Annotated in this window: 14 protein-coding genes; 11 read left to right on the top strand and 3 right to left on the bottom strand. The window is 57.3% G+C overall.

Features of this window, described 5'->3' with window-relative positions; genetic code table 11:
- Positions 1-161: 161 nt before the first annotated feature.
- Positions 162-1,199, bottom strand: coding sequence for a patatin-like phospholipase family protein (locus tag QVF59_RS04205; RefSeq protein WP_287877568.1), 1,038 nt, complete (start codon positions 1,197-1,199; stop codon positions 162-164).
- A 213-nt stretch (positions 1,200-1,412) separates the two neighbouring features.
- Here QVF59_RS04205 and QVF59_RS04200 point away from each other — a divergent pair, with 213 nt between their 5' ends.
- Positions 1,413-1,751, top strand: a complete 339-nt coding sequence (locus tag QVF59_RS04200; RefSeq protein ID WP_131355748.1) for a PadR family transcriptional regulator — start codon at positions 1,413-1,415, stop codon at positions 1,749-1,751.
- On the top strand, positions 1,748-2,578 hold the full coding sequence (locus QVF59_RS04195; protein ID WP_287877567.1) for a DUF1700 domain-containing protein: 831 nt from the start codon (positions 1,748-1,750) through the stop codon (positions 2,576-2,578). Before QVF59_RS04200 ends, QVF59_RS04195 begins: the two co-directional genes overlap by 4 nt.
- Before the next feature lie 67 nt (positions 2,579-2,645).
- On the opposite strand, the gene QVF59_RS04190 is transcribed toward QVF59_RS04195, so the two are convergent.
- Entirely contained in the window at positions 2,646-3,203 is a 558-nt protein-coding gene (locus QVF59_RS04190; protein WP_287877566.1) for an adenine phosphoribosyltransferase, read from the bottom strand.
- Between the two features lie 100 nt (positions 3,204-3,303).
- Positions 3,304-4,602 (bottom strand): NCS2 family permease, encoded by a 1,299-nt coding sequence (locus QVF59_RS04185; RefSeq protein WP_159879432.1) that lies wholly within the window; start codon positions 4,600-4,602, stop codon positions 3,304-3,306.
- Positions 4,603-4,769: 167 nt separating this feature from the next.
- Here QVF59_RS04185 and gmk point away from each other — a divergent pair, with 167 nt between their 5' ends.
- The 9 genes from gmk (at position 4,770) to rpoD (ending at position 13,616) form a co-directional block, all read left to right on the top strand.
- The gene (gmk, locus tag QVF59_RS04180; protein WP_287877565.1) at positions 4,770-5,399 is read left to right on the top strand and encodes a guanylate kinase; all 630 of its coding nucleotides are present in this window, start codon (positions 4,770-4,772) and stop codon (positions 5,397-5,399) included.
- A 69-nt stretch (positions 5,400-5,468) separates the two neighbouring features.
- Entirely contained in the window at positions 5,469-5,675 is a 207-nt protein-coding gene (gene rpoZ, locus QVF59_RS04175) for a DNA-directed RNA polymerase subunit omega (RefSeq protein WP_089083916.1), read from the top strand.
- Between the two features lie 23 nt (positions 5,676-5,698).
- On the top strand, positions 5,699-7,855 hold the full coding sequence (locus tag QVF59_RS04170) for a RelA/SpoT family protein (RefSeq protein WP_287877564.1): 2,157 nt from the start codon (positions 5,699-5,701) through the stop codon (positions 7,853-7,855).
- 2 nt (positions 7,856-7,857) lie between these two features.
- Positions 7,858-8,058, top strand: a complete 201-nt coding sequence (gene thiS / locus QVF59_RS04165) for a sulfur carrier protein ThiS (protein ID WP_159879426.1) — start codon at positions 7,858-7,860, stop codon at positions 8,056-8,058.
- 22 nt (positions 8,059-8,080) lie between these two features.
- Positions 8,081-8,875, top strand: a complete 795-nt coding sequence (locus QVF59_RS04160; protein WP_287877562.1) for a thiazole synthase — start codon at positions 8,081-8,083, stop codon at positions 8,873-8,875.
- A gap of 131 nt (positions 8,876-9,006) precedes the next feature.
- Positions 9,007-9,219, top strand: coding sequence for a 30S ribosomal protein S21 (rpsU, locus tag QVF59_RS04155; protein ID WP_059284939.1), 213 nt, complete (start codon positions 9,007-9,009; stop codon positions 9,217-9,219).
- A gap of 106 nt (positions 9,220-9,325) precedes the next feature.
- Positions 9,326-9,772: a GatB/YqeY domain-containing protein gene (locus QVF59_RS04150; RefSeq protein ID WP_159879422.1), complete on the top strand. Its 447-nt coding sequence runs from the start codon at positions 9,326-9,328 to the stop codon at positions 9,770-9,772.
- Between the two features lie 62 nt (positions 9,773-9,834).
- Positions 9,835-11,616 carry a DNA primase gene (gene dnaG, locus QVF59_RS04145; RefSeq protein ID WP_159879420.1) on the top strand — a complete coding sequence of 594 codons (1,782 nt, stop codon included), beginning with the start codon at positions 9,835-9,837 and terminating at the stop codon, positions 11,614-11,616.
- 71 nt (positions 11,617-11,687) lie between these two features.
- A complete protein-coding gene (rpoD, locus tag QVF59_RS04140; protein ID WP_159879418.1) occupies positions 11,688-13,616 on the top strand; it encodes an RNA polymerase sigma factor RpoD in 1,929 nt (642 codons plus the stop codon).
- Positions 13,617-14,187: the final 571 nt, after the last annotated feature.

Here is a 14,187-nt window from a genome sequence, read left to right as displayed (position 1 = left end):
AAGCCGGCACCATCATCTCGACCGAGAAGACCGGGATCGAGTGGTACTGAGCCAGGGCGCTGAAACACCTGCGGCGGCGTTGCGACGTCGGCTGAAGGGTAGGTGAGGTGTGGATCAACAAGGGCTGCCATGGCAGCCCTTGTTGTATTGCGGCGGCAGAATCAGGCCAGGCCCAGTTCCGCGGCATGGTCGCGGCACAGTGCCTGCCCGGCGGCATAACCTGCCTGATACATCTGCGACAGGTTGGAATAGGACCAGTCCAGTTCCTGCTCACGCTGCTCCGGACGGATGAACTTGTCGTAAGCCACACGCAGCAACTTGGTGCGCGGCTTGCCCTCGGCATCCTTGTTGTGCAGGGCCTCGAACAGCTTCAGGTCATCACGGGCAATTTCAGTCAGCGGGGTGATGATGGACTGCACCCAGGCATCGTACAGATCGCGCGGCGGATGCAGGATCTCTTCGCTGCCCAATACATCGAACACCACGGTGGTGTCGATATGAGGGTGATCCTGGAACAGGCGCTTGAAGTTGAGGGTGTCAATGGCAGCGCCTTCGATGTAGTAATTGTCATCCAGCAGATAAGGTGGATAGATCAGCGGGAAGGACAGCGCGGCCAGAAAATGTTCATGGGTGATTTGCTGCTTGTCCCAGCAATCCATGCGCTTTTGGCTGAGGTTGTAAGCATTCAGGTAAAACTGCGGCTTGATGCTGGCCAGTTTGCTGAAGTCCACCACTTGATCGATAAACGGCACATGGGCGCACAGGCCCTGGCTTTGGGCGTTCAGATCGCTGGGGCAGAGCGTGGCCATCAGCCAGCTGCTCCAGTCTGCCGCCAGCCGTTGTAGGGGGCCCTGGTCTGCCTGGGCCTGGATGGCTTGCAGTACCGGATTGGCCTGCTGCCACTGGCGCCACAGGTCGGCCAGCGGGCCGGGTTTGTTGAATACCTTGAAGTTGACCGGGAAAAGAGAGTACAGCGCATCGGCCACCCCCATGTCGGCCAGTTTTTCCAGCGCGGCTTTCGGGTCCTGGCCTTTGGCTGCGGTATAGAGCAAGCCGACAATGGCACCCGCGCCCGAGGTGGAGATGATGTCGAATTCCACGCCCGCTTCGATGAAAGCCACCAGCGAACCTGCCATCAAGGTGGCGTTAGGGGCGCCGCCGCCCAGTACCAGCGCCAGCGATTTCTTTTTGCTGCTCATGTTTGCCACTCCTGCATGGAAAATAATACGGATTATGCTTTATGAATTGTGAATTTTCTTGTTGTTATACAGATAATTCTTAGGAGGGGCTGTCTGGCTAGCTACGTGGTTTTACCATGTACCTTGCAATACACAATAGCTGGGACTAGAATCCGGTCTGACCTTGCATTGGGCACGCCAAACTATCGTGCAATGCAAGGTAGGGGGCGGATCATGAAAACACAGTTGAAGAAAGGCACGCTGGACATGTGTGTGCTGGCTGCACTGGCGGCAGGAGACAGCTATGCCTACGAATTGGTGAGCATCCTGTCGCGCAGCATGGAGGTGAGTGAGGGAACCATGTATCCCCTGATGCGCCGTCTGCAGGCCGAAGCCTGGGTATCGACTTATCTGGTGGAGTCGGCCAGCGGGCCATCGCGCAAGTACTACACCTTGACGGCAGAAGGCCGACGCCAGCTGGCATTGATGCAGCAGGAATGGCAGGAGTTTGTCGGCGATGTAAACAGTGTGTTGCAACTGGCCGCAGGCCGGGCCACGGGAGAAACAGCATGAACCAGCAAGAATTCATCCGTCAGTTGCAGGACGCACTGGCGCGACTGCCACAGCAGGAAAAACAGGAAATCATCGCCGATTATCAGGAATATTTCCGCGATGGACTGGCTGCTGGACGCAGCGAGGCGGATATTGCCGCAGGCCTGGGCGATCCGCAGCAACTGGCGCGGGAGCTGATGGCGCGCCATCATATTGCCCGCTGGGAAGACCGCAAGACGGTCGGCAACCTGTTTGCCGTGGTGGGAGCCATTGCCGGCATGGGCCTGCTCAACTTCCTGCTGGCCGTTCCCTTCCTGTTTTATCTGTGGATGCTGACCATGGCGGCGCTGGCTTCCACCGGCATCCTGATTGGCGGCCTGGTGTTGTTTGGCACGCTGGCCTGCAACGAGCTGTTCGGCTGGCCGGCCATTCACGAATCGCGCGATGTCCGGGCCATCTGGTCCGATTTGGCACAAGGTGGCCCGGCGGGAAACATCCATATTCGCGGCAGCAACGGTGAAAGTGTGGATGTGGTGCGTGAGGCATCATCCGGACGGGCCAGCATCCATATCCAGTCCAGCGATGGCACGGTCAGCCTGGAGCGCAATGCCAGTGACGCGCTTGGCCGGCTGCATATCAAGGATGAAACGGGGCAGGTGGATATCGGTGGCCTTGACTGGGGCTTGAGCCGTCAGGGCATGTTGCTGACCGGCTTGCTGCTGATGGCCCTGGGCGGGGGTGGACTGTTCCTGTGTTATTGGCTGGCTCGCTGGACCTGGCGTGGCTTGCTGGCGTATGGCCGTTATCAGCTGGGTTTGCTGGCCAAGGCCAGAGGGCGGGATGTTTGAATAGTCTGGAATGACAAGCAAAAACGGACCTGCGGGTCCGTTTTGCATGGTGATGACTCAGACAGCCTCAATGGCCGTCGTAGGAGCAGACGGTGAAGACATCCAGCCCGCTGTCGCGTACCAGCTTGCCGCCACCCAGCTCTGGCAGTTCGATGATGGCGGCGGCTTCCAGTACATCCGCCCCCAGTTTTTTCAGCAGCTTGTAACCGGCCATCATGGTGCCGCCGGTGGCCACCAGATCGTCGATCAGGATGACGCGGTCACCCGCCTTGCAGGCATCGGTGTGGATCTCCACCGTGGCATTGCCGTATTCCAACTCGTATTCTTCTGCCACGGTGGTGAAGGGCAGCTTGCCCTTCTTGCGGATGGGCACGAAGCCGACATTCAGCTCGTAAGCCAGGACCGAGCCGATGATGAAACCGCGTGCGTCCAGCCCGGCAATCAGGTCTACCTTTTCCAGCATGTAGCGATGCACATAGATGTCAATCAGCATGCGGAAGGTTTTCGGGTTTTGCAGCAGCGGGGTGATGTCGCGGAACATCACGCCCTGGCTGGGCCAGTTGGGCACGGTGCGGATCCAGCCTTTCAGATAGCTGGAATAGTCGAGGTTGCTGAGATTTTCCATGGCGCTATTGTACTTTCAAATGAAGCGACCGTGTTTGCTGTCGCACAAAGCAAAAAGGCCCGCCGCACCACGCAGCAGGCCTTGAGTGACCGCATCAGGATCAGGCAAAGAATGCCAGCTTGAAGATCCACAGCGCGGCAATCACCACGACTGCCGGTTTCAGGTCGGCAAAGCGGCCAGCCAGAATCTTGATCACAGCATAGCTGATGAAGCCGAAAGCGATACCATCGGCAATCGAGAAGGTAAACGGCATGGCCAGCGCAGTCATCACCGCAGGGGCGGACTCGGTCAGGTCGCTCCAGTCGATTTCCGCCAGGCCGCGTGCCATCAGCACGGCAACATAGCACAGGGCCGGTGCGGTAGCGTAGGCCGGTACGGTCTTGGCCAGCGGAGAAATCCACAGGCAGGCCAGGAACAGGATGGCCACTACGGTGGCAGTCAGGCCGGTGCGACCACCCACGGCGGTGCCGGCGGCGGATTCGATATAGGCAGTGGTGGAGGAGGTACCCATGATGGCACCGGCGGTGATGGCCACCGAGTCAGCCAGCAGGGCGCGCTTCAGGCGCGGCAGCTTGCCGTCCTTGTCCAGCAGGCCGGCGCGGTGCGACACACCCACCAGCGTGCCGGTGGTGTCAAACAGGTCGACAAAGAAGAACACGAAGATCACACCCACCAGGCCGGCGCTCATGGCACCGTGCAGGTCCATCTTCATGAAGGTGGGTTCCATGCTCGGTACCGGAGCGAAGATGCCTTCAAACTTGGACAGGCCCAGCGCGATGGACAGCGCGGTCACCACCAGAATGCCGATGATGATGGAGCCTGGTACCTTGCGGTATTCCAGCGCCACGATCAGGAAGAAACCCAGAATGGCCAGCAGGGTGGTCGGGTTGTGAATATTGCCCAGAGTCAAGTAAGTTGCCGGATGGGCGGCGATCACGCCAGCGTCCTTCAGCGCGATGATGGCCAGGAACATGCCAACGCCAGCAGAAATGGCAAATTTCAGCGAACGCGGGATGGCATTGACAATGGCTTCACGCACCTTGAACAGGCTGACGGCCAGGAATACGATACCGGAAATGAATACCGCACCCAGTGCAGCCTGCCAGGGGATCCCCATACCCTTGACAACGCTGAAGGTGAAGTAGGCATTCAGGCCCATGCCCGGTGCCAGTGCCATCGGGTAGTTGGCAACCAGGCCCATGATGGCAGTGCCAAGCGCTGCGGCCAGGCAGGTAGCCACGAACACTGCGTTCAGATCCATGCCGGTGGCGGATAGGATCAACGGGTTTACCAAGATGATGTAAGCCATGGTCAGGAAGGTGGTGAAGCCGGCAATGACTTCGGTTCTGACCGAAGTGCCGTGTTCCCTCAGCTTGAAAAAGCTTTCCAGTAGTTGCATGACAGAGATGCTCCGAGCCTTGTTATGTATTGGATAAGACGCAGGATTTTACTTCGGTGTGAAGACAAATACCTAAATCTTGACATGAAGATACTTTTGCACTTAACCGGAAAAGCAGTCTGTGGTATTCTGAAAAATTACCCTTTCTTTGGCAGGATGTACGATTGATGAGCAAGGCAGTCGGGAACATCTATATCGTGGTTGCCCCGTCCGGGGCTGGAAAAACCTCACTGGTAGCTGCTTTGCTGCAGGCCGAGCCCACGGTTGAGCTGTCTGTTTCCTATACCACGCGTGCTGCACGCACTGGTGAGGAAGACGGCAAGCACTATCACTTCGTGGATCATGCTGCCTTCCAGTCCATGATTGCTGCCGGCGATTTTCTGGAGTATGCCGAAGTGTATGGCAACTTCTACGGCACCAGTGTGCGCTGGCTGCAAAGCCGGCTGGAAGCCGGACACGACATTTTGCTGGAAATCGATTGGCAGGGCGCGGAACAGGTACGCAAGGTATTTCCTGGTGCCGTGGGCATTTTCATCCTGCCGCCGTCCATCGAAGAACTGGAGCGCCGCCTGCGTGGCCGCGGCACTGACAGCGAAGAAGTGATTCTGCGCCGTCTGGCTTCTGCCCGTTCGGAAATCGATAAGGTCGCTGAATACGATTACATCGTGGTGAACGACGATTTTGAACGTGCTCGCGTCGATCTGATCAGCATCTTCCGGGCTCGCAGATTGCGTGCTGCGGTACAAACCCAGCGTCTGGCTCCGGCTCTCGCCCGCATGGGCGTACAGCACGGCTAGCACGCATTGGTTGCTTCGGCAAAACTCGATATAGTTAACCGCATCGTACTAATTTACGAAAGAAATCACATGGCCCGTATTACCGTAGATGATTGCCTGGACCGTATCCAGAACCGTTTTGACCTGACACTGGCCGCAGCTTATCGCGCCCGCCAGGTGGCTTCCGGCGCAACATCCTTTGTGGATGCCGGCCGTCACAAGCCGACCGTGGTTGCGCTGCGTGAAATCGCAGCCGGCCATGTCGGCCGCGAAGTGCTTACCCGCAACAAGGGTTGATCCGGGTGCTGGCGGAGCGAAGCATGGAAACCGGTATTGAGAACGCCATCGATTACAACGCATTGATCGAGCGCGAAGCGGCAGCCTTTTTTGAAGCGGCAGGCCGTTATCTCAAACCGGAAGACGTGCAGTTGCTGCGCCAGGCTTTTGAAGTCAGCCGCGAGGCGCACGAAGGACAGACCCGCAAGAGCGGCGAGCCCTATATCACACACCCGCTGGCGGTTGCTACCATGCTGACTGACTGGCGGCTGGATGTGCAGGGGCTGGCGGCTGCACTGCTGCACGATGTACTGGAAGATACCGGCGTCACCAAGCCCACGCTGGCCGAGAAATTCGGCAAGGTGGTAGCTGACTTGGTGGATGGCCTGTCCAAACTGGAAAGGCTGGAATACCAGACCAAGGAAACCGCCCAGGCGGAAAACTTCCGCAAGATGGTGCTGGCCATGGCGCGCGACATTCGCGTCATTATCGTCAAGCTGGCCGACCGCCTGCACAATATGCGCACGCTGGACTCCATGCGCGAGGACAAGCGTCAGCGCATTGCGCTGGAAACGCTGGAAATCTACGCGCCGATTGCCAACCGCATCGGCCAGAACAAGGTTTATCGCGAACTGCAGGACCTTGCCTTCAAGCATCTGCATCCGCATCGCTACAGCGTATTGTCCAAGGCGGTGCGCGCCGCACGCGGCAATCGCCGCGAAGTGGTCAACAAAATTCTGAAAACCGTCAGCCAGCGGCTGGTGGAAAGCAATATCGAAGCTACCATCAAGGGGCGCGAGAAAAACCTGTACAGCATCTACAAGAAAATGCAGGAAAAACACCTGTCGTTTTCCGAGGTGCTGGATATCTACGGTTTCCGCGTGGTGGTGAATGACATCCCCAGCTGTTACCTGGCGCTGGGTGCGCTGCATAGTCTGTACAAGCCCATTCCGGGCAAGTTCAAGGATTACATCGCCATTCCCAAGGGCAATGGTTACCAGAGTCTGCATACCACTTTGTTTGGCCCTTATGGCACGCCGGTGGAAATGCAGATTCGCACCCGTGAAATGAACGGGGTGGCCGAAGCCGGTGTGGCTTCGCACTGGATGTACAAGAGTGGCAATGCCGGTATCAACACGGCGCAGCAGCGTACCCATCAGTGGCTGCAAAGCCTGCTGGACATGCAAGAGGAGAGCGATGATGCTGTCGAGTTCCTCGAACACATCAAGATCGACCTGTTCCCCGACGAGGTGTATGTCTTTACTCCCAAGGGCAAGATCATGGTATTGCCGCAAGGCTCCACGCCGGTGGACTTTGCCTATGCGGTGCATACGGATGTCGGGCATCGCTGCATTGCTGCCCGTGTCAATCATGTATTGATGCCGCTGCGTACCGTGCTGCGCAATGGTGATACGGTTGAAGTCATCACGTCCACCCAGGCCAAGCCCAATCCGTCCTGGCTCACTTTCGTGCAAAGTGGCCGCGCGCGTTCCGGTATCCGTAACTATCTTAAGAGCCTGCAGCGCGAAGAGGCTTCCACTCTTGGCGAGAAGCTCCTCAAGCAAGCTATTGGTGCGCTGGCGGTATCACCCTTGCTGCTGGATGATGCGCTAAAAGCCGAGTATATGGCGGTACATGGGGATAAACTGCAGGGCTTTGGCGAGGTGCTGGCCGAGATTGGTGCCGGCAAGTTGCTGCCCATCGCGGTGGCGCGCCGTCTGGTCGAGCTGGCTGGCGAGCGTCTGGGCGAAGATGTGCGGGTAGGGCCGGTCACCATCCGTGGTAATGAAGGCGGCACCGTGCAGCTGTCCAGCTGTTGCAATCCTTTGCCGGGTGATGAAATCCTTGGGGTGATTACCAAGGGGCAGGGGCTGGTGATTCACCGCGTCAGCTGTCCGAATGTGCAGAGGGTCGATCACGACAAGCTGCTGAACGTCAACTGGGAAACCCAGCGCGATCGCATGTTCGGTGTCAGCGTCAGTGTGCTGGCGCGTAATGAACGTGGTGCGCTGGCCGATATCGCCGCTGCTATCTCGCAGGCCTCGGCCAATATCGAAAGCGTGGATACCCAGGACACCCATGTGGGAGATGGCTTCATTCACATTCATTTCCGCTTGCAGGTGGAAAGCGTGGATCACCTGTCCCGCGTCTTGAACGAGGTGCAGAGTCTGGTGGTGGTGCAGCGGGCGGAGAGGAGATAATCATGCGTTTGCGCATCAATGGCGAGTGGAAGGAATTTGCCTTGCTTGCTTCGGTGGCGGATCTGGTTCCGGTGCTTGAGCTGGCGGGCAAGCGCGTTGCTGTCGAGCTTAACGGACAAATCGTGCCTCGCAGTCAGCACGGCAATGCGGTGCTGAATGATGGGGATGAACTGGAAATCGTAGTGGCTGTCGGCGGTGGCTGACGGAATGGCAAAGGAGTGGAAGGTGCAGGATCAACTGGTCATCGCAGGCAAGGCTTATAATTCCCGTTTGCTGGTAGGTACCGGCAAATACCGTGATTTCGAACAGACCGCACAGGCGCTGGATGCCTCGGGCTGCGATATCGTCACGGTTGCCATTCGTCGTGTCAATCTGGGCCAGAATGCCGGCGAACCCAATCTGCTCGATTTTTTGCCGCAGAACCGCTACACTCTGCTCCCCAATACGGCGGGCTGTTATTCCGCCGAGGATGCCATCCGTACCTTGCGCCTGGCGCGCGAGCTGCTGGATGACCATCGCCTGGTGAAGCTGGAAGTGCTGGGTGACTCCGGCAATCTCTTCCCCAACGTCAAGGAAACCCTGAAGGCAGCCGAAGTGCTGGTGGCCGAAGGCTTTGATGTCATGGTGTATACCTCGGATGATCCGATTATTGCACGAGAGCTGGAACAGATAGGCTGCTGCGCCATCATGCCGCTGGCCAGCCTGATCGGCTCTGGCATGGGCATTCTGAATCCGTGGAACCTGAAACTGATCATCGAGCAATCCAGAGTACCGGTGCTGGTGGATGCCGGGGTGGGTACCGCCTCCGACGCCGCCGTTGCCATGGAACTGGGTTGCGATGGCGTGCTGATGAATACCGCGATTGCCGCTGCCGGCAATCCGGTCATGATGGCACATGCCATGAAACTGGCTGTCGAAGCAGGCCGTGCCGCTTACTGTGCGGAACGGATGCCGAAACGTTTTTATAGCGCTGTACCAAGTTCTCCTAGTGAGGGGGTGATTTCTTCTCGCAAGCCGTGATGCACAAAAGCGCCACAAAAAGCTTGCTGGGAATGCTTCAGACTTTTCCAAACCGCGTATTGTTGTTAAAATGCTGTTTTTTATAGGTGGCCTTACGTCCGCCGCCTAGGAATCTAAGGATACTTGAGTCAATGCCGAATATTCGCGTTAAAGAAAACGAGCCGTTCGAAGTCGCCATGCGTCGCTTCAAGCGCGCTGTAGAAAAAACCGGTCTGCTGACCGAACTGCGCGCTCGTGAGTTCTACGAAAAGCCGACCACCGAACGCAAGCGTAAGCATGCTGCTGCTGTTAAGCGCCACTACAAGCGCATTCGCAGCCAGATGCTGCCGCCGAAACTCTTCTAAGAGTTGCATCGGTCATAAAGCGGGACCGCAGGCATGGCCTGCGGTTTTGCCGTTTGTACTCCAGAATTCTTACGCCATGTCTTGACATGGCCCTTGTGAGCACGACATGAGCCTCAAAGTTCGCATCAGCGATGACATGAAGTCCGCCATGAAGGCAAAGGACACCGAGCGTCTGGCTGCCATTCGCCTGTTGATGGCCGCCATCAAGCAGAAGGAAGTGGACGAACGCATCGAACTTGACGATGCCGCGATCGTGGCAGTGATCGACAAGATGCTCAAGCAGCGTCGTGACTCCGTCTCGCAATACGAAGCTGCTCAGCGCCAGGATCTGGCCGACAGGGAAAAGGCTGAAATGACTGTGCTGATGGCCTATATGCCGCAGCAACTGTCCGAGGCCGAAATCGACGATCTGGTAGCCAAGGCTGTTGTCGATAGTGGAGCTGTCTCCATGCAGGACATGGGCAAGGTCATGGGCCTTCTGCGTCCGCAACTGGCCGGCCGTGCCGACATGGCGCTGGTTTCTGCGCGTATCAAGGCCAGGCTCGCCGCCTGATCTCTGGCCGGGTACAGTTTGGCCCGGTATTTGTTTCCCCGTGTTAAGGCAGGTGTTCGGCGTTGATTCCACAGGACTTTGTTGATCAGTTGTTGTCCCGTGTCGACCTGGTCGACGTGGTGGATCGCTATGTCCCGCTGAAAAAAGCCGGTCAGAACTATTTGGCCTGCTGCCCTTTCCATAAGGAAAAATCCCCCTCCTTCACGGTCAGCCCCAGCAAGCAGTTCTATCACTGTTTTGGTTGTGGTGCACACGGCTCCGCCATTGGTTTCGTCATGGAATACCAGGGGCTGGGCTTTGTCGATGCGGTGAAAATGCTGGCCGACAGCATTGGCATGCCGGTGCCAGAGGTGCGCAGCGTCAATCCGGAAGCCACGCGTGCCGCACGTGAGCGACAGTTATCGCTGGAAGAAGTGATGCAGCTGAGTGCCGGCTATTTCAAGCAGCAGTTGAAGTCGGCCCCTGTTGCCATCAGTTATCTGAAAGGGCGTGGGGTGAGTGGGGAAGTGGCTGCACGCTTTGGTCTGGGTTACGCCCCGGGTGAATGGCAGAACTTGCAGGCCATTTTTCCGCAGTATCAGGATGACAAGCTGGTAGATGCCGGTCTGGTCATTTTCAATGAGGAAAGCGGCAAGCGTTACGACCGTTTCCGTGAGCGGGTGATGTTTCCCATCCGCAATCAGCGCGGTGCCATCATCGGTTTTGGTGGCCGCGTGCTGGGCAAGGGAGAGCCGAAGTATCTGAACTCGCCGGAAACGGTGCTGTTTGAAAAAGGCCGTGAACTGTACGGCCTGTACGAAGCCCGCCAGGCTATCCGCGAGAAGAACCGCGTGCTGGTGGTTGAAGGTTATATGGATGTGGTGGCATTGGCACAATACGGCATCAACTATGCCGTGGCCACGCTGGGGACTGCCACCACCGGCGAACATGTGCGCAAGCTGATGCGCCATGCTGATCAGGTATATTTCTGCTTTGACGGCGACAAGGCGGGTCAGAAGGCCGCCTGGCGTGCGCTGGAGAACAGCCTGCCGCAATTGCAGGATGGCAAGGCGCTGAATTTTCTGTTTTTGCCACAGGAACACGACCCGGACAGCTATGTGCGGGAGTTCGGTACCGAAGCATTCGAACAGCAGTTGGCAGAGCACAGTCTGCCGCTATCGGTTTACTTTACCCGCGAGCTGACTGGCCGCGTGGACATGAATACGCCAGAAGGGCGTGCCGACCTGATCAAACAGGCCAGCCCGCTTCTGGCACAGATTGCAGCACCGGCGCTTGGCTTCATGATCAGAAAGCGGCTGGCAGAACTTGCCGGCATGGACGTCGACGATTTCGACATGCTGACTACAGGCAAGAAGGCGCCGGAGCGCAAGGGCAAGCGGGAATACCGCCTGCCAGAGGAATCATATCGCCAGATCAACACGCCCATTGTTCACAAGCAGATCAAGTGGCTGCTGATGAACCCGGCGTGGGCCAGCGATGTGAGCTTGCCGGACAGCCTGCCGCTGTCCGACGAACTGGCCTGCTTTGCGATGTTGGCCGAAAGTGTGCAGGGACACGAGCAGCCGCCCAATACGGCGCAATTGATAGAGGGCTTGCGCGGCACCCCTTACGAAGGGCTGATCGACAGTGTGCTGCACCAGGCCATGCAGGATCCGGATGAGTTTGCCGACCCCGGTGAGGATGACCGCACCCAGTTTCAGCATGGCAACGCCAGATTGCTGAAAATGTTGCGTGAAGCCCAGGTGGAAAGGCTAAAACTGAAAGACCGTAATGAAGGTCTAAGTCCGGAAGAGAAAGCATTATTCAGGGAACTGCTCCGAGACCTGCTCGGCTCGCCAATGTGAGCCGGGGCAGGGGTGACGTAGTTGTGTTATCATCAACTGTTTTTTTCGGCTTATTTTAAGCAGGAAGCAAAATGGCGGCCTCTCCCGAAAATCAAAAAGACGTACAGGACAACGAAGAACAGGTAATGAGCCTGGAAGAGCAGCGTAAACGCCTGCGCCAGCTGATTGCCCTGGGCAAGGAACGTGGTTATCTCACCTACGCCGAGATCAACGACCACCTTCCGGAAGATGTGTCCGATGCCGAGCAGATTGAAAACATCGTCACGATGATTTCCGGTCTGGGCATCCAGGTTTACGACGAAGCGCCGGATGCAGAAACCCTGCTGATGTCCGATGCCACTCCCGCTGTTGCTGACGAAGACGCGGTGGAAGAAGCCGAGGCGGCATTGTCGTCGGTGGATTCCGAATTTGGCCGTACCACCGATCCGGTGCGCATGTACATGCGTGAAATGGGTTCGGTCGAGCTCTTGACCCGCGAAGGCGAAATCGAAATCGCCAAGCGTATCGAAGACGGCCTCAAGCACATGATTCTGGCGATCTCGGCTTGTCCGGGAACCGTGGCCGAAGTGCTGGAGTTGGTTGAGCGCATCAGCAAGGAAGAAATCCGCGTTGACGAGGTAGTAGACGGTTTCATCGATCCGAATGCCGATACAGCTGAAGCGGCGCTGCCGTTTGCTGAGCCGGAAGTCGAGGAAGATGCACTGCTCGAAGACGAGGAAGCAGAAGCCGAAGATGACGAAGCCAGTGCCGAAGCCGCCAATCTGGCCAATCTGGAAGAGCTGAAACAGCAGACGCTGGAGCACTTTGCCGGCGTGCGCATGATGTTCGACAAGATGGTCAAGGTGCTGGAAAAAGAAGGCTCCAAGTCCAAGGGCTATCTGGAGCTGCAAGATGCGATCACCACCGAATTCATGATGGTGCGCTTCTCCACTCGCCAGATCGAATCGCTGTGTGAATCGCTGCGTCGCCGTGTCAATGAAATCCGCACCTTCGAGCGTGATATCCAGGACATCTGCGTCACCCGCGTGCGCATGGACCGCACCCACTTCATCAAGGTATTCCCCGGCAACGAAATCAACACCGCCTGGGTGGAGACCGAAATCGATTCCGGCAAGGCCTGGAGCGAGGCACTGACCCGCTTCAAGTACGCCATCATCGAGAAGCAAACCAAGCTGTCCGAGCTGCAGGATCGCGCCATGTTGCCGATCAAGGAGCTCAAGGAAATCAACCGCCAGATGTCGGCGGGTGAATCCAAGGCGCGCCGTGCCAAGAAGGAAATGATCGAGGCCAACCTGCGTCTGGTGATTTCCATTGCCAAGAAGTACACCAACCGTGGCTTGCAGTTCCTCGACCTGATCCAGGAAGGCAATATCGGCTTGATGAAGGCGGTGGACAAGTTCGAATACCGTCGTGGTTACAAGTTCTCGACCTATGCTACCTGGTGGATTCGTCAGGCCATTACCCGCTCGATCGCGGACCAGGCCCGCACCATCCGTATTCCGGTGCACATGATTGAAACCATCAACAAGATGAACCGCATTTCGCGTCAGATTCTGCAGGAAACCGGTCGTGAGCCGGATCCGGCCGAACTGGCGGAAAAGATGGAAATGCCGGAAGAGAAGATTCGCAAGATCATGAAGATTTCCAAGGAGCCCATCTCCATGGAAACCCCGATCGGCGATGACGACGATTCCCATCTGGGCGACTTCATCGAAGACCAGAACAACCTGGCACCGTCTGATGCTGCGATGTACTCCAGCCTGAAGGACGCCACCAAGGAAGTGCTGGATACCCTGACCCCGCGTGAGGCCAAGGTATTGCGCATGCGTTTTGGTATCGACATGAATACCGACCACACCCTGGAAGAAGTGGGCAAACAGTTTGACGTGACCCGTGAGCGTATCCGTCAGATTGAAGCCAAAGCCCTGCGCAAGCTGCGTCATCCGACCCGTTCGGAGCGTCTGCGCAGCTTCCTGGACAACGAGCCTGGCGGTCAGTAATTCAGCCTGTCTTTAAGTATGGCATCCCCAAGCCGCTTGCATCAGGGCTTGGGGATTTTTATTTCATTCTGTTATACTGCGCAGCTTCGGGCCTCTAGCTCATGCTTGGTTAGAGCAGCGGACTTAACAAGTGACCTCCTACGACTCGCAAGAGGACGGAGTGCGCTGATTGGGTTGCCTTGGGGCAAGTTGACTCTGCTCCCTGGTAGAACTGCTCAAATTCGGGGAAACCTCTGCTGCCTTGGCGGCGTGGCAATCCCGAGCGAAGCTCTCGCAAGAGAGAACGTGTAGAGACTGTACGGGCAGGTCGTAAAGACAAGAGACAGTCCAGACCACAAACCCGAAAGGGGTGGCGAAAGCCATAGTTGGTAAGCATAATCCGTTGGTGCCGGGTTCGACTCCCGGGGGGCCCACCAAATATCAAAAGCCGCTGTGTATCCACACAGCGGCTTTTTCATATCTGCCGCGACAGGATGGCCATGCGCTGCTGCCGGCTTGTCCGGGGCTTAGCGTAACAAGCGCTGCTGCAATTGCTGTCTGCTGGCCGGGTCGATGTGCAGCACCAACGGAT

Source organism: Aquitalea sp. (assembly GCF_030150775.1).
GTDB classification, from domain to species: domain Bacteria; phylum Pseudomonadota; class Gammaproteobacteria; order Burkholderiales; family Chromobacteriaceae; genus Aquitalea; species Aquitalea denitrificans.
The sequence above is the reverse complement of the archived record's forward strand: the minus strand, read 5'-3'. Positions and strand labels throughout refer to the sequence as shown.